The sequence below is a fragment of the Neobittarella massiliensis (ex Bilen et al. 2018) genome (assembly GCF_900289145.1).
GTDB lineage: Bacteria > Bacillota > Clostridia > Oscillospirales > Ruminococcaceae > Neobittarella > Neobittarella massiliensis.
Genome location: NZ_OKQO01000004.1, coordinates 199,649 through 220,267 on the forward strand (window position 1 = coordinate 199,649; position 20,619 = coordinate 220,267).

At 51.4% G+C, this 20,619-nt stretch carries 23 protein-coding genes; 2 read left to right on the forward strand and 21 right to left on the reverse strand.

Features of this window, described 5'->3' with window-relative positions; all coding sequences use genetic code 11:
- Position 1: 1 nt before the first annotated feature.
- The 21 genes from C6Y32_RS06965 to C6Y32_RS07070 form a co-directional block, all read right to left on the reverse strand.
- Positions 2 to 280 (reverse strand): hypothetical protein, encoded by a 279-nt coding sequence (locus tag C6Y32_RS06965; RefSeq protein WP_050005931.1) that lies wholly within the window; start codon positions 278 to 280, stop codon positions 2 to 4.
- Positions 277 to 2,376 (reverse strand): type IA DNA topoisomerase, encoded by a 2,100-nt coding sequence (locus C6Y32_RS06970; protein ID WP_071698958.1) that lies wholly within the window; start codon positions 2,374 to 2,376, stop codon positions 277 to 279. Before C6Y32_RS06970 ends, C6Y32_RS06965 begins: the two co-directional genes overlap by 4 nt.
- On the reverse strand, positions 2,357 to 3,064 hold the full coding sequence (locus C6Y32_RS06975; RefSeq protein ID WP_050005933.1) for a hypothetical protein: 708 nt from the start codon (positions 3,062 to 3,064) through the stop codon (positions 2,357 to 2,359). The genes C6Y32_RS06970 and C6Y32_RS06975 overlap by 20 nt, the downstream gene beginning before the upstream one ends.
- Before the next feature lie 147 nt (positions 3,065 to 3,211).
- The gene (locus C6Y32_RS06985; RefSeq protein WP_050005934.1) at positions 3,212 to 3,964 is read right to left on the reverse strand and encodes a DUF4366 domain-containing protein; all 753 of its coding nucleotides are present in this window, start codon (positions 3,962 to 3,964) and stop codon (positions 3,212 to 3,214) included.
- Entirely contained in the window at positions 3,954 to 4,205 is a 252-nt protein-coding gene (locus C6Y32_RS06990) for a DUF4315 family protein (protein ID WP_050005935.1), read from the reverse strand. The genes C6Y32_RS06985 and C6Y32_RS06990 overlap by 11 nt, the downstream gene beginning before the upstream one ends.
- A gap of 29 nt (positions 4,206 to 4,234) precedes the next feature.
- Positions 4,235 to 5,944, reverse strand: a complete 1,710-nt coding sequence (locus C6Y32_RS06995) for a C40 family peptidase (RefSeq protein WP_050005936.1) — start codon at positions 5,942 to 5,944, stop codon at positions 4,235 to 4,237.
- Complete coding sequence (locus C6Y32_RS07000; protein WP_050005937.1) at positions 5,937 to 6,311, reverse strand: DUF3851 family protein; 375 nt, start codon at positions 6,309 to 6,311, stop codon at positions 5,937 to 5,939. The genes C6Y32_RS06995 and C6Y32_RS07000 overlap by 8 nt, the downstream gene beginning before the upstream one ends.
- Before the next feature lie 2 nt (positions 6,312 to 6,313).
- On the reverse strand, positions 6,314 to 8,713 hold the full coding sequence (locus tag C6Y32_RS07005) for a VirB4-like conjugal transfer ATPase, CD1110 family (RefSeq protein WP_071699002.1): 2,400 nt from the start codon (positions 8,711 to 8,713) through the stop codon (positions 6,314 to 6,316).
- A complete protein-coding gene (locus C6Y32_RS07010) occupies positions 8,670 to 9,125 on the reverse strand; it encodes a PrgI family protein (RefSeq protein WP_002589059.1) in 456 nt (151 codons plus the stop codon). Before C6Y32_RS07010 ends, C6Y32_RS07005 begins: the two co-directional genes overlap by 44 nt.
- Before the next feature lie 14 nt (positions 9,126 to 9,139).
- Complete coding sequence (locus C6Y32_RS07015; protein WP_002589060.1) at positions 9,140 to 9,685, reverse strand: MT-A70 family methyltransferase; 546 nt, start codon at positions 9,683 to 9,685, stop codon at positions 9,140 to 9,142.
- Positions 9,686 to 9,698: 13 nt separating this feature from the next.
- Positions 9,699 to 10,568 (reverse strand): VirB6/TrbL-like conjugal transfer protein, CD1112 family, encoded by an 870-nt coding sequence (locus C6Y32_RS07020; protein WP_050005938.1) that lies wholly within the window; start codon positions 10,566 to 10,568, stop codon positions 9,699 to 9,701.
- A 69-nt stretch (positions 10,569 to 10,637) separates the two neighbouring features.
- A complete protein-coding gene (locus tag C6Y32_RS07025; protein ID WP_003525154.1) occupies positions 10,638 to 10,856 on the reverse strand; it encodes a Maff2 family mobile element protein in 219 nt (72 codons plus the stop codon).
- 219 nt (positions 10,857 to 11,075) lie between these two features.
- Complete coding sequence (locus C6Y32_RS07030) at positions 11,076 to 12,905, reverse strand: VirD4-like conjugal transfer protein, CD1115 family (protein ID WP_006059575.1); 1,830 nt, start codon at positions 12,903 to 12,905, stop codon at positions 11,076 to 11,078.
- Positions 12,902 to 13,402 (reverse strand): PcfB family protein, encoded by a 501-nt coding sequence (locus tag C6Y32_RS07035; RefSeq protein ID WP_008723309.1) that lies wholly within the window; start codon positions 13,400 to 13,402, stop codon positions 12,902 to 12,904. Before C6Y32_RS07035 ends, C6Y32_RS07030 begins: the two co-directional genes overlap by 4 nt.
- Before the next feature lie 100 nt (positions 13,403 to 13,502).
- Positions 13,503 to 13,814 (reverse strand): DUF5720 family protein, encoded by a 312-nt coding sequence (locus C6Y32_RS07040; protein WP_008723307.1) that lies wholly within the window; start codon positions 13,812 to 13,814, stop codon positions 13,503 to 13,505.
- Positions 13,815 to 13,837: 23 nt separating this feature from the next.
- Entirely contained in the window at positions 13,838 to 14,605 is a 768-nt protein-coding gene (locus C6Y32_RS07045; RefSeq protein WP_002589066.1) for a BRO family protein, read from the reverse strand.
- Between the two features lie 36 nt (positions 14,606 to 14,641).
- On the reverse strand, positions 14,642 to 15,520 hold the full coding sequence (locus C6Y32_RS07050) for a DUF6017 domain-containing protein (protein ID WP_006059572.1): 879 nt from the start codon (positions 15,518 to 15,520) through the stop codon (positions 14,642 to 14,644).
- A 67-nt stretch (positions 15,521 to 15,587) separates the two neighbouring features.
- Positions 15,588 to 15,776 carry a hypothetical protein gene (locus C6Y32_RS07055; RefSeq protein ID WP_006059571.1) on the reverse strand — a complete coding sequence of 63 codons (189 nt, stop codon included), beginning with the start codon at positions 15,774 to 15,776 and terminating at the stop codon, positions 15,588 to 15,590.
- A 28-nt stretch (positions 15,777 to 15,804) separates the two neighbouring features.
- A complete protein-coding gene (locus tag C6Y32_RS07060; RefSeq protein ID WP_007862445.1) occupies positions 15,805 to 16,077 on the reverse strand; it encodes a DUF5720 family protein in 273 nt (90 codons plus the stop codon).
- 11 nt (positions 16,078 to 16,088) lie between these two features.
- A complete protein-coding gene (locus C6Y32_RS07065; protein WP_006059569.1) occupies positions 16,089 to 17,018 on the reverse strand; it encodes a ParB/RepB/Spo0J family partition protein in 930 nt (309 codons plus the stop codon).
- Positions 16,975 to 17,796 (reverse strand): ParA family protein, encoded by an 822-nt coding sequence (locus tag C6Y32_RS07070; protein WP_002569249.1) that lies wholly within the window; start codon positions 17,794 to 17,796, stop codon positions 16,975 to 16,977. The genes C6Y32_RS07065 and C6Y32_RS07070 overlap by 44 nt, the downstream gene beginning before the upstream one ends.
- A 1,435-nt stretch (positions 17,797 to 19,231) precedes the next feature.
- Between C6Y32_RS07070 and C6Y32_RS07075 the strand changes: the two genes are divergently transcribed.
- Both C6Y32_RS07075 and C6Y32_RS07080 read left to right on the forward strand, forming a co-directional pair.
- Positions 19,232 to 19,657: a prepilin-type N-terminal cleavage/methylation domain-containing protein gene (locus tag C6Y32_RS07075; protein WP_105204601.1), complete on the forward strand. Its 426-nt coding sequence runs from the start codon at positions 19,232 to 19,234 to the stop codon at positions 19,655 to 19,657.
- A 149-nt stretch (positions 19,658 to 19,806) separates the two neighbouring features.
- Entirely contained in the window at positions 19,807 to 20,589 is a 783-nt protein-coding gene (locus C6Y32_RS07080; protein ID WP_105204602.1) for a prepilin peptidase, read from the forward strand.
- Positions 20,590 to 20,619: the final 30 nt, after the last annotated feature.

The following is a 20,619-nucleotide window of genomic DNA, read 5'->3' on the forward strand; positions in this document are numbered from 1 at the left end:
TTTAACTGCCGGACTTTCGCATAGGAGGCTGGTATCCGGCGGCTTTCGCACGCTCACTGGCGGCTTTGCGGCGTTCTGCGCTATATGGCTCCCGGACTGATACACACCGCTTGGGGACGGTAAAGTTATGGGCGTCCTTTCGGATGATCTGGTCGGGGTGCTTTTTTGCCAGCAGATCCAGCTTCTCCATCAGACGGGGATCATGAGTATAGATCTCAGCCATTGGTTCTGCCTGGTTATAGAGGAGAATGGTTTCCCGTTCCACTAAAGAGAGCTTCATCGGCTGCCTCCTTTCCGCTGGTCAAATTCCAGCTTGAAGTTGGCGTACTGTCCATCATCCTCCAAAACCACAGCGGCATCGTAGGTCTTTCCGGTTTTCTCCGAATATAGGCCCGTCACACGGACACGGCCATCGTTAAGCAGTGCAGACACCACAGCCTTGGTCGGCTGTTTTTTCTTGGCGGCCCACCATTTGTTGTTTTTCCAGATTGCAAATCTGCAAGAATCATTCTGACAGAAGAAACCTTTTTGCAGTTCTGCAACTTCCCCGCCGCAGCGAGGGCATTTGCCCACCACCTCACGGGGCGGAGTGAACAGGTACTCAGTTCCCTTAATGACCTGATAAGTTCCCACCAGATCTTTCAGCATGGTGCTGATCCCGTCCAGAAACTCCTCCGGGGCAAGCTGCCCGTGCTCGATTTCCCCCAGGCGGTACTCCCACTCGGCAGTCAAAAGCGGAGATTGCAGCTGTTCCGGCAGAACGGTAATCAGGGAAACTGCATCGTGGGAAGGGAGAAGCTGCACCGTTTTCCTGCTCTTTTTTCGTTCCAGAAAACCGGCAGATACCAGCTTTTCCAAAATACCGGCACGGGTGGCCGGTGTCCCCAGACCTTTTCGCTCGGCATCCTCCGGCATATCCTCTTTTCCGGCAGTCTCCATCGCGGACAATAGGGTGTCCTCCGTAAAGTGCTGAGGCGGACTGCTTTTGCCTTCTTTGACGATTGCCGCAGCAACCGAAAGGGTCTGTCCTTCAGTCAGCTCCGGCAGGGCTTTCTCTGCGCCCTCTTTTTTCGGCTCCGCATCCTTCATTTTGGCACGGTAGGCGTCCTCCAGTGCTTTCCATCCGGGGTGCTTCACCGTTTTTCCTTTGGTAGTAAACTCCCCACCGGCACACGCTGCAATCACAACGGTTTCCGAATAGATATGGGGCTGGGCCACGGCACACAGCAGACGCAGGGCCACCAGCTCCAGCACCGCTTTTTCTCCCGCAGGAAGGGCAGAAAGGTCTGCATCCTTGAGATTTCTGGTAGGGATTACTGCGTGGTGGTCGGTTACTTTCTTGTCGTTGATGACCGTCTGCGGATCACAGGTAATGGCGATCCCTTTGCGAAATGGCATAGCATTGGCAACCAGATTCACCAGCACCGGCAGGCTGTCTGCCATATCACCGGTCAGATAGCGGCTGTCAGTACGGGGATAGGTGCAGAGCTTCTTTTCATACAGGCTTTGCAGATAGTCCAGGGTCTGCTGGGCCGTAAATCCAAGCAGACGGTTGGCATCTCTTTGCAGGGTAGTTAGGTCATAGAGAGCAGGCGGCTTTTCGGACTTTTCCTTGCGCTCCACCTTTTTGATTGTGACAGCTGCACCCTGGCAGGCTTCTTTCAGCTGCTCTGCGCTTGCTCGGTCACTCATGCGCTCCCCGGATACGGTAAGACCGGGCAGCTCCAGCACCACGGTATAAAAGGGAACCTGCTTAAAGGTGTCGATCTCAGCTTCTCGCTGGACAATAAGCGCCAGCGTTGGGGACATCACGCGCCCGATGTTGAGGGTGCGGTGATACAGCACGGAAAAAAGCCTTGTGGCATTGATCCCCACCAGCCAGTCGGCCTTGGCACGGCAGAGAGCAGCATCCCGAAGTCCATCATAATCTACACCTGGGCGCAGGTTTGCAAAGCCCTCCCTTATGGCGGAGTCCTCCATCGAAGAAATCCAGAGCCTTTTCATCGGCTTTTGGCAGCCTGCCAGCTCATAGACGCTGCGGAAGATCAGCTCGCCCTCGCGTCCGGCATCACAGGCATTTACTACCTCCGTCACATCCGGGGCGTTCATCAGCTTTTTGAGAATATCAAACTGCTTTTTCTTGTCCTTTCCCACCACCATCTGCCAATGCTCCGGCAGGATAGGCAGGTCATCATATCGCCACTTGGCATACTTGGGGTCATAGCTGTCTGCATCCGCAAGACCGGCCAGATGGCCTACGCACCAGCTGACACGCCAACCGTTACCCTCCAAATACCCGTCCTTACGAGCAGTTGCACCGATTACCGCAGCCAGACTTTGTGCAACCGATGGTTTTTCAGCAATCACCAGCTTCATAATCTTCAACCTCCCATTCATTCTGCCAATTATCAGACAGTTTTTTTGCAATGCTGTGTTCTGAGGCAAGTGTAATGTCATAGCCAAAGCGATAATCATATCGGTACAACCTGCCAATCAAATCATTGATTATGATATTGCAGGCCATAATCACACGCTCTTTATCCACCTGCATCAGTTGATAGCGTTGATAATTGTTGTAATATTCTCGATGTCTGTGGGTTCTGCTGACCGTATCTTCCATCAGACAATCTATGGCATCTTTTTCACCATCTTCTTTGCTGCCCTGTGTATAAGACAACAGTTCCTTAACCATGGGAAAACTTTGTTCATCTACCGTTGCTTCTTCGCTCAAAAAACCGATATAAGCTTTTAGTAACAGGCTAACTGCTGTTTTTTCAGCTTCAGATAAAGCGTTCATGGTCTCCGCTGCATCAGGCAACAGTTCCTTTTCCACAAATTCATCTATCTCACCAGAATAAAGCATTCGGATTGAGTCCACACATAAAGAGCGTTTTTGGGGTGCGGTCTCAATTTCAAAATCATAAAGATCCAAGTCATCGTTCTTCTTTGACTTTTTTTGAACTTTGCTTATAGCAGTGAAAAGAATGTCTCCTCCAAAGTAAATTCCGAAGGCGACCAGATCAAAAATAATCAGAAAGTGTAATAACCAGTTCCAGGTGTTCATTGTGAGGTCCTCCTTTCTTTGACCATGTGCTGATTTTGGGTGTGGATTTACAGTAAGAGAGTGAGTAGAGCAGCAGAGGACAGGAATTTCTCCCTGTCCTCTGTCCCTTATCCCGCAATGATTTGAAATACGCTACGCTCAAATGGTTCAATCTGCTCTATCGCGTTCCTCATTAGGGTCAGAACCCTCAAAACCATCCTCAAGGACTTCCTCATCTTCGGTTTCCCATTCCTCGGAATCTTCCTCACCATAATCATAATCGTCCAGACTGTCATTGCCCTTGGTCTTAGGCTTATTCTTAACGAGCTTCAAGTAGGCAAATACGCCACCGCCGCCCAGCAGAGCCAGCAGAAGGATCAGCGCAGCCGGGTTCAGTCCGGCAGGCTTCTCTTTTTCCGGCTCCGATGTTTCTGCCGGAGGTTCCGGTGCTTTTCCCGTACATTTACTCTTATCAGTTACACAGACCGGACAGGCCGTATTGACTGCCCCTGCTTCACATTTCTTCGTGCAACTGCACACCGCAGGCGGCTCCTCTTTGGGTTTTCCATCCTCCATCAGCGCCATCAGGTCCGCTTCATCCACCTGGTTCAGAAAGTGAACAGCAGTCTTTTTATCCTCATTGGCCCTGTCGATCAGGATATAAAAATAGTTGCCTGCCTTGGTGGTAACGGTAATGAGCTGCTTGTTGCCACCAAAATCATCCACCAGAGCGGCGTTGCCATCCGGGGTCAGCGGAGGTGCTTTTTCCGTTTCTTCCACCACCACATTGCTGTCATTGGTGGTATCCTCTGCCGGGGGCGGCGCTGCGCCCTGGGCAAAAGCGGGAACAGTAAAGCCCGATGCCAGCACCAGCGTCAGGCAAAGGGCGGAAAGTGTTCGGAGCAATCGTTTATTCCTCATAGCTGTTTTCCTCCTGTTCGTTGTTGTCATCAGCCAAACTGCCGGGAACTGTGCCACCGGACAGCATGGCGCTCAGCTGAGCCGGGGTCATACGCAGGGCGCGCACCATCTGGACGATCTCCAGATTTTCTGCCTCGGTTTTCTGTGCTTCCAGCGCCTTGAGCTTTTCCTGATACTCTGCGATCTTCTCGCGGACCTTAGCAATCTCCTGGTCAATGCGTTCAATTTTGTTCTTTGCCATCGTCTATCACTCCTTCTAAAAAATCTCTGTTACCAGTTCATCAGGCCGTAGCCCTTGATACTCTGATAATTCAGGTCATAACTTTTGATCTTGCAGGCATCGCCGGAATTTCCCTCCACGGTATAAACACGGCTGCCATCGGTGCCGACAACAATTCCCACATGGTCTGCGGAACCATCCAGATCCCAATCGAAGAAAATGGCATCACCGGGGGCGATGTTTTCATATCCTCGTGCGCCCCACTGTCCATGAGACTGGAACCACGGAACACCCTGAGACTGACAACCAGCAAAGCGTGGTTCCGTTCGACCGGATTGACCATAGCACCATGATACAAAGCAGGCACACCATTCCACACGGGAGTCAAAGCCGTACCAGCTCCAATAAGGTTGTCCTCCCACATTGCCCACCTGACTTTTCGCCAGTTCCACCAGCTGCGGATTGCCGGGGCGGGAGCCATTGATAAATTCAACACCAGTCAAATCTTCAGAAACACCTGTATCGGGAGAACCGCCACCAAATAACAGCGGCTTATTGCCCATAGTCTGTCGGTAGACCTGGTACATCTCCATCTGCTCCGGAGTCAGTAGTTCTGGCGCAAGAGAGGCAATGGAACGGCTTGTTAAAGTTACATGGAGAATACGATATTCATATTCATGCTCATCCCCATCTTCGTCAGTGTAAGTGCGAATCTGAATTTCTTCTCTCAGCGTAAGCTGATACTGTGCATCAAACACACGATCCAGCTCTGCCTGTGCGCTGTGGCGTGTATAGCCTTGCAAGACAGCAGAGAGAACTGCCGCCAGCTCATGGGGGTCATGGCCAATCATATCCAGGTTATAGCGATACTCGTCATACCCTGGGTGGCTGCTTTCGATGTTGTCGATTTTCTCCTGCAACCGAGCTTCTCTGTCTGCATAATCTGCCTCCACCGCCAGCATTTCCGGGTCATCCGATGGATAGGTAGTGCCGGAAATTACAGAACCAATACTCTGTGCCATCATAGAGCAGGAGGACATGGTATTCATCAGCATACAGGCGATGAGGAACAAAACCCCTGCCATCAGGAAGCCCTTCTTGTGGCGCATGACGAATGCCCCTGCCTGCTGTGCCTTTTCTTTTACCGTCCTTGCGGCTTTTCCGGTTTTGGACGCAGCCTGGGCGGTATTTCCGGCAGTCTGACCGGTGCGCTTGGCGACGGCATACTGCTTTTTGATACTCTGTTTTTGCTGCCAGCGGGAGAGAGGGTTGCTGGTAAACTGAGGATTTTCCCGTAGGGACTTCTGGTACAGGGCATTTACATTTGCCTTTTCCAGTTGGCGCTCTGCCTGTGCTGCTTTGCGGTACGGCTTCAGCTTGTGGCTGCGATAGCCCTCCCGCACCAGATAAGCGCTGGTCTCCACCGCCTCCTCGGACTTGTGGGCGCTTTCCACGCCCACATTGTCCTGTTCTGTTTCCCGGATCTCTTTGTGAAACTTGCCCGCGACCAGATGGACGGGAGCTTCCTTAACCCCTTGAGAAAGTTTGGAAGGTGGTTTTTTCTTGTCCTCAAAGGTCAGCTTCGAGGTCTTTTTCCCGGTGTCCGGGTCAATGACCGTCTGTCTGACTTTTTTCTTTGGAATATTGGCCTGCGCCTTATCTGCTCTGGCCGTAGCTTTCTCCGTTTTGCGGATCGGCTTTTCCAGTGCAGGGTCAGCCCGTTCCTCATCAGTAAAGCGCAGGCGCGGCTCTTTATTCAAACCAATCACCCATTAGGATAGCATCCATCATGTGGTGCAGCTCCACATAGAGGGCCAAACCTTCCGGATCATATAGCGGATGCACGGTGAGATACGCATGGACTTGCGCCAGAATCTCAGAGAGCATTGTGATAGGTCTGCACCCTACAATGGTTCCTGCACCAGGGGCACACATCATATTCGCCCAAATCGAAAAGAGACGGGCAAGACCAATTTCGCCATCCTCATTCAAGGTTTTGAGTTCTTTGTCAGCGGTACGACACTCAACAACAGCGGAGGCCATTACCGGAAGCAACATGAATTCGTGAGCCTCCAATGCCTCACGGAAAAAAATCATGGTATCAAGTTCGCAAATATTCTGTTTCATAGTTATTCATCCTCCTTTTTCAGTTCCTGGGGTTTGGTGGACATAATGCGGTAAAGCTCAGTATTCTTCGGGAAGTGGTCAACGAAGGGCAGGATGGTGGAGCCATAGAACAGCAGGCCCTCGCCCTCACCGGAGTGGGTCACATAGCTAAGCTGGTGCGTGGAAATGCCCAGCTGCTTGGCGAGAATCTGACGGTCTCCGCCTGCCTGGTTGAGCATATACACGAAGTCGGAGTTTTCAAAGATGTTCTCCACCTCGCGGCTGCTCAAAAGGTCTTTGACATTCTGGGTGATACCTGTCGGAATACCGCCCCATTTGCGGAATCGCTTCCAGATTTCCACCGTATAAGCGGCGGTCTGCTCCTCCTTCAAAAGCAGGTGCATCTCGTCGATGTAATAACGGGTGGACTTGTGGGCAGCGCGGTTAATGGTAACGCGGTTCCACACCTGATCCTGGACCACCAACATACCGATTTTCTTGAGTTGCTTGCCCAGCTCCTTAATGTCATAGCAGACAATGCGGTTATTGATGTCCACATTGCTCTGGTGATTGAACACATTGAGGGAGCCGGTTACATAGATTTCAAGGGCCGTGGCGATATACTGGGCTTCCTTTTCCTCCTGTGAACGGAGCAGGTTATATAGATCCTCCAGTATGGGCATATTCTCCGGGCGCGGGTCATTGAGGTAGGTCTGATAGACCAGACGCACACAACGGTCGATGATGGTTTTCTGCACCGGCTGCAATCCGTCCTTACCGCCCACGATCAGCTCACACAAGCTGAGGATAAAGTCAGACTTGAGGGACAGCGGGCTTTCATCATCCGAATAGTCCAGGTTCAGATCCATCGGATTGATGTAGTTGGTTGAGGTAGGCGAGATCTTGATGACCTGCCCATGCAGACGCTCCACCAGAGGTGCGTACTCCGCTTCCGGGTCACAGATGATGACATCATCATTGGTAAGCAAAAAGCAGTTGGCAATCTCACGCTTGGCGCTGAAAGACTTACCGGAACCCGGCGTACCCAAAATCAAGCCGTTGGGGTTTTTCAGCAGCTTTCTATCCACCATGATGAGGTTGTTGGACAGGGCATTGATGCCGTAGTACAGGGCTTCTTTGCCGTTCTGGAATAATTCCTGTGTGGTGAATGGTACAAAGATAGCCGTAGAACTGGTGGTCAGCCCTCGCTGAATCTCGATCTGATTGAGTCCCAGGGGCAGACAGCTCATCAGCCCTTCTTCCTGCTGGAAGTCCAGTCTGGTCAGCTGGCAGTTATACTTCTGGGCAATAGAGCCTGCCTGAAAGATGTTGTTGCCAAGCTGACGGGGGGTGTCCGCTGTGTTCAGCACCAAAAAGGAGACCAGGAACATTCTCTCGTTTCGGCTCTGCAAATCCTGCAACAGCTTTTTCGCCTCACTGCCGTAGGTGGCAAGGTCAGAAGGAATGATGTCCATGTCGTATCCGGCGCGGACTGCTTTTTTCTGTTCCTCAATCTTACTGCGGTCCAGATCGGTAATCTTACGCTTTACCGTTTTGATGGCTTTCACCTGATCCACCGACTGAATGTGCATACTCACAATGAGCGAGCTTTCCATATCCAGAAAATCAGCCAGCAGACGGTCATTCAGCTCTGGGGCTAAAATCTGCAAAAAAGAAACAGCCCCGTATTTCTTGCCCATACGGAACTGCTTGCCGGTGCGGAACTCAAAGGAGCTTGGTGCAATAAAATCTTTTGTGGACAGACCGGAAGGAGCCAGCCAGTCCCATTCAAACTGAAATGGGAGCTGTTCATCCATGTGGAATACCGCATGAAGCTGGGAAAGCCTTTCCTTACCGTCCAGTGTCCTGGCAGCTACGCCAAGACGCTTGAAGTTGTTGAGTATATCGGTCTCAATACGCTCCAGACGGGGCTTGGCGGCTTTGATGCTGTCAGCGTCAATACCAAAGGTCAGGTATTTGGTCTTGATGAGACCGTTGTTGCCTCTGACCAGCTGATTTTGCAGCATCGTGGTATATTCCTCACGGATACTGTCAAAGGCATCCCCCTGGGGCGGAATGGAAATGGAGTTGGCAAAGGTCTCCTCCGATGCCGCAAGGTTCAAAAAAGACAGCTGGAAGTGAATCGAGCTGTCGAAATAATTGAGGAAATCACACCAGCCCTCAAAGATCGCGGTCTTATCTTCATTTTGGGAGAGCTGATAGTTGATGTCCTGAAACTGAATGGTCTTTGTGTAGTGGCTGTCCGATACGCGGCAGATCCCGTCCGGCCACATTCGTTCATAGGGGATACTGTCCTGTGCCGATTTTCCTTTTTTGTCCGTGCGGTTGGCGCGGGCAATGGCCGCTTCGATCTGCTTCTTATCGGCGCGGGACAGCTTTTTCTTTGTCTTTACCGGATGCACGGTCTTTTCTTCCGGTTTTCCCAGCAGACGGCGCAGCCAGCTTTTCATTGCGGTGAACAATGTCATACACCTCCTTATCGAGCATTTCCTGCCGCTTTAATACGGCATAAAAGTTATTGGTCTGGTAGGGACGCTGCTTGGGACGGATCACAGCTACTTTGAGGATGTTGCCGACGATCTTTTCCAGGGGCTGTCCATGCTTTTCATACATTGCCAGCAGGAAGAAGGGCATCATGACCAGCATCATACACATGGCAGCCATGCTGTTTCCCGCAGGCTCACGGAGCCACAAGAACAGCGGTACACCTACAAGCGCCCCGGCGGTAAAGCAGACCAGCTGCCTTCGTGTCAGATTGAACATGACCTTGGTTTTGACTTTGGTTAAATCTTTGGGTACGGGTACATAAGCCATATTATCCACCTCCTTTATGGGAATGAAATAGAGCTGTCCACTTCATTTCCCCACACATCCCAACCGGGTGTGGATTGACGAGCAAACAGTTCTATGCGCGGGAGATCACCCATCAATGAGACAATGCGTTCTCTGGCTTCCTGCGGTTTTTTTGAATGTTCTTCAATGTGAGAGACAATGACCTGATGAACAGCTGCGTTTATACGCTTGGGATGTCCTTTCGTTGCGAGGATACAAAGTTCCACATTGGAGCGCGTCCAATATCCCATTCCCCAGAACAAGCTATCTGCCTTTCGATTTTGCTTTACCCAAACAAAGCCGACGGTTTTATAGGTAAATCCCCATGCCTTCAGAACTGAGAGACCTTCCAGTAAACATGGAATCGTGACCCATAAAAACAAGGCACAGTCTTTATCCGCCAAGTTGCCTACTGGCAGCGCACAAATATCCTCGATACTCATGGTCGGATAGTGACTTTCTGCACTGCGTCCCAATCCTTTCTTGGAATATACTTTGTAGTTCCATGGCGGGTCTGCGTAAATGATTTGATATTTTTTCATACAGAACCCTCCTTTAGTGCGCCTGAAAGACTGATTTTGCGAGACTGCCGGTTTTGAACAGCGTAAAGCACAGCAGTACGGTGTAGCCCACGCAGCTCCAGATTGCCATGATGATGTCATCTTCCAGAGCGATGTTCTGCACCAGCACAGCATAAATTGCCACGCAGACGATAATGAGAAACGCCTGAAAGCCCAGCGCCAGCAGGGATCGGAGGTAATTCTGTCCCATACCGCCCCATTCTTTACCCATCATTGCAGCCATTGGAACGGGAGCCACCGAAGTCACAAGGTAGATTTCGATCATACGGCCATAAATAACGATAAAGATACAGATATATAACGCCCACATAGTAATGCCAATAAAGAGGGATTGGAACCACAGTCCGAACAGCGGTCCCAGATCCATTTCCATCAGCCTCGGTTCCAGATCGGTCATAACTGAGGAAATGTCAATGGACGCATCCGAATTGATAACCCCTGCCGCCTGCGCCACTACGCTCTGCGCCATATCAAAGACGCCCATCACGATATTCCATGTATTTGTGACAATGAGGATGGCAGCGGCTGATTTGAACACCCACTTGAAAATCATCCAGGTGTCCACATCATGCAGGTTGTTCTTGTCTGCGATCATCTGGATCAGGTCTACGGTCATCACGATAGCCAGGATCACGCCTGCAATCGGCACCATGATGGAGTTGGACAGATTCTCAATCATGCTGAAAATACTGCCATTCCATCCCTGTGGGGTCTGGCCTACCTGTACGGATATATCCGCGACCTGCTTGTTTACACTGTCAAACATCCCCGAAAGGTTGCTCATAATGCCGCCCACCAGCATTTCTTTCAGCCAATTTGTCAGGGCTTCAAGTAAGAAATCCATACGGTGTCAACCTCCTTTCCGCCGCCCCCGCAAAACTGCGGGAGCGGCAAGGATTTCATACGGAGACGCTTAGACAGAGAAAAGCCCGGAGAGCAGAGGTACAAGGACCATGCCTACCACGGCTACACCAGCACCGGCCATGAGCTGCTTCATGCCCTGGCTCTTGGCGCCGGGGTTGTCGTTGCCGTAACCTTCCAGCAGGTTGATAACGCCCCAGATACCGAGACCGGCACCGAGCGCGATAACGAGGGTCTGAAGAACGGTGATTGCCTGTTCAAAAAATGCCATATAGTTTGTTAGCCGGAATCTGATTAAAAAATAGGTTTGTCATGTTTCATAGGCATACAAAAGCCGGAACAATCTGCCGCCCGGTTTCCGGGGGCATGATTCCGGCTGTCCTCCTTTTTCATTATTTTTTCTCGCGATTGTCCGCTTTGTACGCCAATGGCCCATAGAGGGCAGATGCGGCGAATAGATAAGATCACTCCCTTCTAAAGCGGAACGAAATTAAGCGCCCTTTGTGTCTACTTCATATACATCGCAGACCTCATTGGGCTTGAGTTTCAGCCTTGCGGACAAGAATGCTTCAATATCAAAAGCGTTCTTGTCATCCGCGTCGGCAGTGTACTTGAAATTGGGGTGCTTGGTGATGTCGTACTTATCCGAAAGGAAAGGACGCACACCGCGCAGCTGGAGGATACACTTGCCGCCATCCATAACAGCAAGCTCATCCTGGCTCATCAGCTCTTTCCCCAATTTTTGATAGTTGAGTGAATGGGATGTTTCCCTCCCACGGCTCTCTCCGGTGTTGTAGGTGTCGATGGTTTCCTTACCCAGCACGGCGGCCAGCTCCTTGAGAGTGGTCGGCTCCTTACCGCCCAGAAAGATGGAAGTATCCATGTTTCCGATAATGGTATCTGCGTTATCCTTATAAATCGCCTTGAGCTGACTCTGCGCCTGCAACACCAGACAGGCGGAGATCTCACGGCTTCGGATGGTGGCCACCAGCTTTTCCAACTTGGGTATCTGGCCAATGTTGGCGCACTCGTCGATCAGACAGCGCACATGAACCGGCAGTCTGCCGTCGTACACATCGTCGGCCTTTTCGCAGAGCAGGTTAAACAGCTGGGTATAACACATGGATATAAGGAAATTAAAGCTGTCATCAGTGTCACTCATGATGAGGAACAGGGCAGTTTTCCTGTCTCCCAGAGTATCCAGCTCCAGCTCATCATAAGCCGTGACCTCACGCAACTCTGCAATGTCGAACACGGCAAGGCGAGCGCCGCAGGAAATCAAAATCGACTTGGCTGTTTTTCCGGCGGCCAGCTTATATTTCTTATACTGGCGCACCGCAAAGTGGTTTGGCTTCTCGGCTTCCAGTGCATCAAACATCAGGTCTACGGGGTTTTTGAACTCCTCGTCATCCTCACGGACTTCCATGGCGTTGATGAACTCAATGAGGGTGGAGAAGTTTTGTTCCTCCACCGGAGCCTCATAATGGATATAGCCAATAAGCGCGCAGTACAACAAGGTTTCTGCTTTTACCCAGAAATCGTCTCCGGCCTTGCCTTCGCCTTTGGTATTGGCGATCAGCGTTGTTACCAGCTTCAAAATGTCCTTTTCGCTATGGATATAGGCGAAAGGGTTATAGTGCATGGACTTCTTGAAGTTAATGGTATTTAGGACCTTGATTCGGTACGGCTCATAAATGACCTTGCCGTGCTTATCCTTCATAGGCTTTCCGTCTTTCCCCAGCTTGGGTGCGCCCCTTTGGAGCATTTTTCCGCACTCCACCAAAATGGTTCCCTTCGGGTCTGTGACCACATAGGAACTGTGCATCTGCATCAGATTCGGTTTGAGCCAGAAGCGGGTCTTACCGGAACCGGAGCCGCCAATCACCAGCACATTTTTGTTTCTGGCGGTCTTTGGGTCCTTGGGGCGGCTGTTCATTGTCAGGCTCTCCGTTTTCGTCAGAATCACATTGTTCTGGAATACCGGGTCGATGTAGGGTGTAATGTCCTCATGGGTTCCCCACCGGGCGGAACCGTATTCCATGCCGTGCCTGTACTTCTTGGCGTTCTTGCTTTTCAGGTACACAGCCAGCCGCAGGCCGCCGCAGCAGCACAGGCCCACCAGCAGGTCCAGCGGGTGCAGGCTGGGCCACCAGCTGGCCAGCGCCACCGGCAGCGTGGAGAAGAACGAGAGCATTTTTGCCGAAGCGTCCGCACCCACGGCCATCCGCCACGCTTCACCGAAGTTGGTGGAGAAAAGCCCCATCAGGATATACGGCAGATTCAGCAAAATGAGCTTTTTGATGTTCAGCTGCTTTTTCATCGTTCCAGCTCCTTCCGCTTGTTCCGGTCCACGACGGCGTGTTTTACCAGTTCTTTGAACTGGCTCAGCTTTGCCAGCACGGACGGGCGCTCGGATTTCTCCGCCTTTCTGACCTTTTTCCCGGTGTACTCGGTAAAAGCAGCGGTCAGGGCATCCGCGTCCCGACCCTTGAAAAAGATCAGGTACTTGGGTGGGGAGCTGCTGCGGTCCTTCTTCACCGCATAGTCCACGCCGTATTTCCGGGCGATCTTCTCAAACTCCTTGATGGAGGGGTCGGTGATCTCGATGTTGGAAACCCCTTGGTTTTGACCAATCAGCTGTTTCACCGTCTGCTTGCCCTGGGGCTTCACAGGCGCGTCACGGCTTCTCTGCTTTTGCAGCTTCTTTTCCTTGCGGTGGGCAAGGTACTTGCTGATGGCGGCTTTGAGCAGCCTGCCGGTGAACTTTGTTCCGCTGACAACCAGCGTTAAAGTCCTGTTTTCCACTTCTTCCTGCATTTTCATCGCCTCCTTTCCACAAAATGTGCAGGGGTGGTGCATTTATTTCTAAGGCGGGACCACCAGCCGCCGGAGAAGGTATTTCTTCATCGAACCGCCCTCAACGAATTTGCTCAGAACGGTCATAGAGCAAATCTCCATTTCTGACCTTTGCATGACTGAGAATCTTGATCTGTCCCTTTGCCTGACTGTCCAGAGCTTTTTCATAGCCCTTATCTGACAAAAACAGGCGGGTTCGTTCACCTTTCCAGCCCACCGGGGAGTCATGCGTCAGCACATCAAAAATAATCATGTGCCGGGTGTTCTCAGCAAATCGCTGGAGATCCATGTAGTCATGGCCGTGATAGTTCTGCGCTCCAGCTTTCTGGCGCATTTCTTCCATCAGCTGACCGATTGTTTTGCCTTCTGGCATAAAACTCACTTCCTTTCCCACTCTCATACAACCATCAAAATCATGTCTCTCAGCTGAGCAAAGTAGAGTTTGCCTTGCGGGGTTATCAGCGTATAGGAGCCGATATGCCCGTGATTGCAGTAGTCTTTGACACAAAACAGTCCTTCATTGGCTGGCTTTGCATAGGGCAGTACATTACCGGATGCGGTGCGGTACACAAAACGCTTTTCCAGAAGGAAACGGACAAACCGACGCTCCGGGACAAGCAACTCTTTGGCGGTGGTGCGGAGGTTGGTACTGTGATTGAGGTCGATGAACAAATCATAAAAGGCTGCCTTACTCTCCAGCAGGGCATTTTCCTCTCGTAGCGACGCATTTTCTTCCCGCTCAGCAAGCAGCTCGGAGCAGAGCTTTATCAGAGCTTCCGGAGAAGTGGCTATCTCCCACAACTTTTCTTTTGTGAGATAGGCTCCGTGCTTGCGAATGGCAGGTAGAACTTCATCAAACACCCATTGTTCAAACCGTTCCGCTGACGGCAGTTTACTATGGGCGATCAGACGATATAGATCACCTTCGGGGATAAAGAGCATTTCGACCATTTGTACCGCGGGGCTTCCATCTGCCTTTTTCCCAGTCTGGACCCCTATGGAACATTTCGTTCCACCCCTGGTATGGTCGCGGACGGCTTTGCGTGGATTGGTATATCCCAGCGCTGTTGCCACATCTGTACCGCAAAATAATACTTTGCCATTCTGTTCCAAAGTGCGAATGCTTCCGAACTCTGGACTATTGAAAATTTCAATCTGATTCATGCTGTGCCTCCTTTGGTGTAATACAAAAGCGGCTGATTACCAGCCGCCTGCGTGCATATCGTGATTTACCAGTGAAGTGTAGTGGTTATTCATGGTGGTAGGAGCGTTGAACAGCACTGCAAGCAGGTACTGCTTGATGTTGTGTACCTGGGTGGTGTTCTTTTGCAGACAGTCCATGACAAACTCGATGTGAGAGCTGTCCAGCTTCAAAAAGCGGGAGCGTACAATTTCATGAGGAAAGTCCGCACCAGAGATCCGGGTGGTCTTTCGTTTGGCACAGACCGTTTCTACCAACAGCTCTACGATCTCATTCAGGTCATCCAGGTAGAGAGGATAACGCTGCTTCAGACAATCATACTCGATATTCTCCAAAATCAATTCCCGATAATTTTCTATCTCTGTGACAGACATCGCATCCCTTCCTTTCCGTTCCGGCGGTATTACCGCCGCTGTTTCCCGGAAGGGAATGGAATCGGTATTTGATCCATGAGTATTTTGTTTTTGGGTATTTGATTTCTTAGTATTTAATTGTGTTGGATTTTCCGGTAACGGATTTACCGCTGACGGGTTTACCGTTATCGGGTTTTCCGACAACGGCTTATCCAACATCGGTTCTCCCTCGATGGGACGCTCAAAAATGGTATACTCATTGGCTGCGAATTTACCAGAAGCATCAGTTGTCTGTCTGCGCCGAATGTATCCGGCTGTTTCAAGCTCATTGACAGCAGAGCGGATTGCATCTTTGCTTTCTCGATTGATATAGCTGAGTCCTGACAGCGTATAATCCCAGTCATCAGGCAGAGATAACATTTGCGACAAGAGACCCTTTGCCTTCAAAGAAAGTCGTTTGTCTTTTAGATGAAAATTGCTCATAACCGTGTAATCGCCAGTGCGTTCTACACGAAAAACAGCCATTTACTTCACTCCTTTCATTTCTCAGGTATGAAAAAAGCCGCAATTCATAAAAGAATTGTGGCAGCGGTTAGGGTCTGTCTGTATCTTTTTTCTTGCGTCGGTAGGGGCGTTTTGGCATTGGTGGTTTATCAAACAGATCCCTTTCCTGAGAAAATGGTAAGGTTTGAAAAACACGGTCAATCTCGGTGGATTCCATATCACGCTGTGAGCGGCAATCTTCTTGAATAGCTTCTCGGATTTCTCTTACAGTACACATATTCATTCCTTTCCTTTCGTTGTATCGGTTATGAACGACGGTGTTTTTTAGGCTTGAAGTCGAGGATATGCCCCTCAATAACATGGGCATATCTCTTAATTTTGATTTCTCGACGCTGCTGGCTTTGCAGAGCTGACTGATACCCGTCCTCTGTGAGAAAAAGCCTCATTTCGTCACCAGGTTCTCCATAAGCAGTAGGGCGCAAGACAGTAAACTCAATCATCCAGAAAGTGCTGTCCCAAAATCGCTCCACTGCAAGAATGTTGTGGCCTTTCAGTTCCCTTGCTGCAATATCTTTCATAGGCTCTCCCTTCATCGTTCCTGATCTCGTTGGCGTTTTTTCTGCCATTGTTCCAGCAGTTTAATAATGGTTTCCTGCATTTTGGCCGGTGTATAGCTTTTGGGGAAATACTTTCGCAAGGTATCGCTGCTCAAGGTCACTTTATCCAGATCACCCTTTTTTTCCTCTGACATGATGGCAAGCATCACATCTTCTGACAATTTCCCTTCCTGGCTGAACTTTTTCATTCGCTGAGCCTGAGAGAGAGAAGGGGTAGCCTGCTCATAGTCCATTGTTTCCACCAGCATTTGCTGTTCGTCCGGTTTCAAAAAAGAGAGTTCATAGGCTGGGTTAAATGCGATTTTCTTTTCATCCACCATATCCAAAAGCTCTGGAATCAGTTCAGTCAAACGAACATATCGCATTACCTGGATACCGCTTCGTTCACCGGCTTCTTTTGCCACCTGGTCTCTGGCGCTCAACTTCTGTTCAACTTGAACAGAAGTCAGGTCTGTTCTTGCTCCTTGATGTTTAATGGCTTCCAGCTTCATTTTGTAGGCAAAAGCCCTTTCACTGGGGAGCAGATTTTCTCGCTGCAAATTGCTGTCAACCATAATAATTGTGGCAGCATCGTCATCCAAGTCGCGCACAATGACAGGCATGGTTTCTTTTCCGGCCAATTCGCTGGCTCTGCGGCGTCTGTGACCGGCTACCAGCTCATAACCGCCATCAGGCAGTGGTCTGGCAATCGCAGGAACCAACACACCATACTTTTTGATGCTGTCTGCGGTTTCTATCATTGCATCATCATCCTTGACCTTGAAGGGGTGATCCTTGAACGGATGCAGTTCAGATAGGGGAATTTCCTGAATTTTTTCCAGTTGCTCGTCTTGCCGACTTTCTTCTGTAGAAAACAGGTCATCTACTGAGGCCAGCTCTATTTTTTTCGCGCTGCTTTTCAAGTTTCAATACCTCCTTCGTCAGATTTTTGTAGCCCTCAGCCACTTTGCCATTAGGATCATGGGCATAAATGCTTTTTCCTTCAGCACTGATTTCTTTAGCCCTGACAGAATGAGGAATTTCTGATGTAAACACCTTGATCTTACTGCCATAGGTTTCGCGCAGAAGAGCGGAGATTTCTTTGGCAAAATTGGTTCGGCTGTCTACCATCGTCAGCAGAATCCCATCAATTTGCAGCTTGGGATTGATTTGTCTGCGAACCTTATTGATAGTTTGCAAAAGCTGCTCCAAACCTTTAGCTGGAAGATACTCTGCCTGGACGGGGATTATAACCCTATTAGCGGCAGCCAGTGCATTGACCGTAAGCATACCCAGGGAGGGCTGGCAATCAATAAGGATATGGGAGTATTGCCCCTTCAGCGTGTCCAGATATTGTCGCAGAATGGTTTCTCGGCTCATAGCGTTTACCAGAGATACCTCCATACCAGATAGCTGGATGTCCGCAGGCATCAGGTCTACGCCCTCAGGGTGGTGCAGGATACCCTCGCCGGGACGAATTGGTTCATCCATCAAAATACGGCCCATAGCGTCTGACAGTGTAAAGGGCAGCTTATCAGGCTGGGGATTGCCCAAGCTGATGGTCAGGCTTCCCTGTGGGTCTCCGTCAATCAGAAGGACTTTCTTCCCGGACTGCGCCAGACCAATTCCAAGATTGGCACAAGTGGTTGTTTTGCCGACACCACCTTTTTGGTTGGCTATGGCAATAATCTGTGTATTCATGATTTCACCTCATTTCTTTCTAAGTTTAGATATGAAAAAAAGTGCCTGCTTTACCTTTCCTGAGAAAGATAAAACAGGCACTTTCACTGGCTCAATACCTCTTGTAATGAACCTCTATGTATGGTAAACTATGTCCACGATACCATGAATATAATTAAGTCTCGACGGGAATTGAACTTTTGGCTAACGCCAAATTTCGCGCCTTTGCAAACAGAGTGCAAACAATAGGGGGCTAAAATCCTTTGTTTTTGCTTGATTTTGCTTGTACAAGGTTTATAGAGAACATGGAGAAAAGCCTTGATATAACTGCATTTTCTTTATCCCTGTTGATAGGGAATATATGCACTGGGTCCATCTCCTAAGCGGTAGGCCGGAGGTTCGAATCCTCTCAGGCGCGCCAAGCCGCCGCAGACAGTTTCGTCGTCTGCGGCGGCTTTTGTTTTGGCCCCATTTACCCCCGCATCACCCCGCTTGCCCCCGCACCCCCACCGTGGCAGGTCAGCGGTCAGGCGGGTATAAAAATGCCGGCAAATACACCTGTCAAGCCGTTTTTCGGCAGCGGCCGTTGGCGGCTTACACCGCGCGCAGCCGGTTTTACACCGGGCGGTGCCGGCCACCCGTCGCCCCCGGCGTGTGCCGGTACTCTTCCGCCGCTGTGCCCGGTGCCCGGTGCTTTTGTACCCGTCGGCACCCCGTCAGCGCACTCGGCCTGTGTGGGCCCGGCACTGCTGTCGGCTGCACGGCAGCTTTTTTAAAGCGCTCACTTTTGGGCAGATATCTGCCCGCTCGGCCCCCAGTAAAAAAACACAGTATTAAATTTGTATAAAGAGGTTTTGGCGGTGCCGCACGCTATCCCGGCACCGGTCGAGAGCGATGTCCCTCTATTAAATAGTATAAAGAATATATAAAGAAAGACCGCAGTCGCGAGAGATTTTGCTGGAATGGGATTGCCGGTGTTGAGCCGGATGGGCAGTCGGCTCCGCCCCGCCGCCTGCCCATCCATATGCCCCAATAGGCCATTCTATGCGGCTCGCCCCCCAATAGCAGCGCGCTGTCCTGCTTTGACCCCTAATTGCGCCCGCTGCTATATATGGCGGCGCTCCCGGTCACACTGTCGGTGGCGCACACACACCACCGCCCGGTCTCCAACACGCAAAAAAACCCACCACACTGCGCATTTTTGTCATTTTTCGCCCGACGGCGTCCCGGCCGGTCTCCCAGACCTGTGGCCCGGCTGTCTAAAAGGTATAAACAGAGCGGCAACTGCCCCATACCGGTTAGAAGTTTGACAGTTTTTCACTAGTTAAATTGACTTTTTATGACCTCCGCGGTATACTTTAACAAACGAAATCTGTGCACATGCGGTCTTGTGCACAGATGGGCGCGATGTGGGGGAGAGACCGCGCACAATTATTTTAGAGAAGGTGTCGACAATATGAAAAAGACCATGCAAAAACTCAAAGACAAGAAGGGCTTTACCCTGGTAGAGGTCATCGTAGTACTGGTGATCCTGGCCATCCTGGCCGCCATCGCCATCCCCGCGCTCACCGGCTACATATCCAAGGCGCAAGAGAAAACGGCCACCGCTGAGGCGCGTACAGCCTTTGTAGCCGTACAGACACTGGCTTCCGACCAGTTTGCCGAGCACCCAACTGCTACCAAGCTCCTCAACGACAATGGTACAGAAATGGCCGTCGGCGATGTCGCCGTAGCTGTTGAGGGCTTAAGTGGCCAAAATATCGCCTTTACTGCCGTCCCCGTGATCAGCAGCGGCAAAGTGAACTCGTTTACCATCACTGCCAGCGGCGGCTATTCTGTGGCCTATGCCGGCGGTAAGTACACCGTAACCAAGATAAGCTAGAGTTTGAGAGAATGTGTGATCGCCCTGTCCCGTAACGGGCGGGGCGATTTTACCATGGAGCTGCCCCGGCGGCTCCATAACGCGTGCAACAGCGCCCCCGCCCGCACATCAGGCGGGGGCGCGTTTGCTTTTCGGGGGGAGGTCTGCACATGCCGCTCTGGGTGGCCTATGCGTTGCTTTTGGGCATCGTCTTTCTGTTCGGCGCCTGTGTCGGCAGCTTTTTAGGGGTGGTGGCCGACCGGGTGCCCCGCGGCCAGTCCATCGTCAGGGGGCGCTCTTTTTGCCCCCACTGCCGCCGGCAGCTCTCCCCGCGCGAGCTCATTCCCCTCGTCAGCTTTCTGTGGCAGCGCCGGCGCTGCCGCCACTGCGGCGCCCCGATCCCCTGGCGGCTGTTTTTTACCGAGCTCGCCGGCGGCCTGCTGGCGGTGTGGGTGTTGCTGTCGCAAAACTGCACGTTTAACAGCACCTTCTGGGTCTATCTGGCCATCTGCTTTGCGCTGCTGGCCATAGCCCTCACCGATCTCGCCTCCATGCTCATCCCCGGCGGCCTTATCGCCGCGCTGGCGGTGCCGGTGCTCGGCAGTCTGCTGCTGCCCCAGTCGCCGGGCCTGCCGTCCCGGCTCATCGGCCTTTTCTGCGTCAGCGTGCCCATGCTGCTCATCACGCTGGCCATCCCCGGCAGCTTTGGCGGGGGCGATATCAAGCTGGTGGCGGTGTGCGGCTTTTTGCTGGGGTGGCAGCGCACCCTGCTGGGGCTCTTTTTGGCGCTGCTCTCCGGCGGCGCCTACGGCAGCTATCTGCTCATCAAAGATCGCCGCAACAAAAGCCGACACTTCGCCTTTGGCCCGTTTTTGTGCGGCGGTGCATTTTTGGCCCTGCTGTACGGCCAGGACCTGATCAACTGGTACATCGGCCTCGTAACGGGCTGGTGACCTCCACCCAAATATCCAGAGAGGAGCGCA

Bases quoted from the DNA above. Each gene is read 5' to 3' on its own strand.
- C6Y32_RS06965 (WP_050005931.1), bottom strand. From the start codon at position 280: ATGAAGCTCTCTTTAGTGGAACGGGAAACCATTCTCCTCTATAACCAG.
- C6Y32_RS06970 (WP_071698958.1), bottom strand. From the start codon at position 2,376: ATGAAGCTGGTGATTGCTGAAAAACCATCGGTTGCACAAAGTCTGGCT.
- C6Y32_RS06975 (WP_050005933.1), bottom strand. From the start codon at position 3,064: ATGAACACCTGGAACTGGTTATTACACTTTCTGATTATTTTTGATCTG.
- C6Y32_RS06985 (WP_050005934.1), bottom strand. From the start codon at position 3,964: ATGAGGAATAAACGATTGCTCCGAACACTTTCCGCCCTTTGCCTGACG.
- C6Y32_RS06990 (WP_050005935.1), bottom strand. From the start codon at position 4,205: ATGGCAAAGAACAAAATTGAACGCATTGACCAGGAGATTGCTAAGGTC.
- C6Y32_RS07000 (WP_050005937.1), bottom strand. From the start codon at position 6,311: ATGAAACAGAATATTTGCGAACTTGATACCATGATTTTTTTCCGTGAG.
- C6Y32_RS07010 (WP_002589059.1), bottom strand. From the start codon at position 9,125: ATGGCTTATGTACCCGTACCCAAAGATTTAACCAAAGTCAAAACCAAG.
- C6Y32_RS07015 (WP_002589060.1), bottom strand. From the start codon at position 9,685: ATGAAAAAATATCAAATCATTTACGCAGACCCGCCATGGAACTACAAA.
- C6Y32_RS07020 (WP_050005938.1), bottom strand. From the start codon at position 10,568: ATGGATTTCTTACTTGAAGCCCTGACAAATTGGCTGAAAGAAATGCTG.
- C6Y32_RS07025 (WP_003525154.1), bottom strand. From the start codon at position 10,856: ATGGCATTTTTTGAACAGGCAATCACCGTTCTTCAGACCCTCGTTATC.
- C6Y32_RS07030 (WP_006059575.1), bottom strand. From the start codon at position 12,905: ATGAAAAAGCAGCTGAACATCAAAAAGCTCATTTTGCTGAATCTGCCG.
- C6Y32_RS07035 (WP_008723309.1), bottom strand. From the start codon at position 13,402: ATGCAGGAAGAAGTGGAAAACAGGACTTTAACGCTGGTTGTCAGCGGA.
- C6Y32_RS07040 (WP_008723307.1), bottom strand. From the start codon at position 13,814: ATGCCAGAAGGCAAAACAATCGGTCAGCTGATGGAAGAAATGCGCCAG.
- C6Y32_RS07045 (WP_002589066.1), bottom strand. From the start codon at position 14,605: ATGAATCAGATTGAAATTTTCAATAGTCCAGAGTTCGGAAGCATTCGC.
- C6Y32_RS07050 (WP_006059572.1), bottom strand. From the start codon at position 15,520: ATGGCTGTTTTTCGTGTAGAACGCACTGGCGATTACACGGTTATGAGC.
- C6Y32_RS07055 (WP_006059571.1), bottom strand. From the start codon at position 15,776: ATGTGTACTGTAAGAGAAATCCGAGAAGCTATTCAAGAAGATTGCCGC.
- C6Y32_RS07060 (WP_007862445.1), bottom strand. From the start codon at position 16,077: ATGAAAGATATTGCAGCAAGGGAACTGAAAGGCCACAACATTCTTGCA.
- C6Y32_RS07070 (WP_002569249.1), bottom strand. From the start codon at position 17,796: ATGAATACACAGATTATTGCCATAGCCAACCAAAAAGGTGGTGTCGGC.
- C6Y32_RS07075 (WP_105204601.1), top strand. From the start codon at position 19,232: ATGAAAAAGACCATGCAAAAACTCAAAGACAAGAAGGGCTTTACCCTG.
- C6Y32_RS07080 (WP_105204602.1), top strand. From the start codon at position 19,807: ATGCCGCTCTGGGTGGCCTATGCGTTGCTTTTGGGCATCGTCTTTCTG.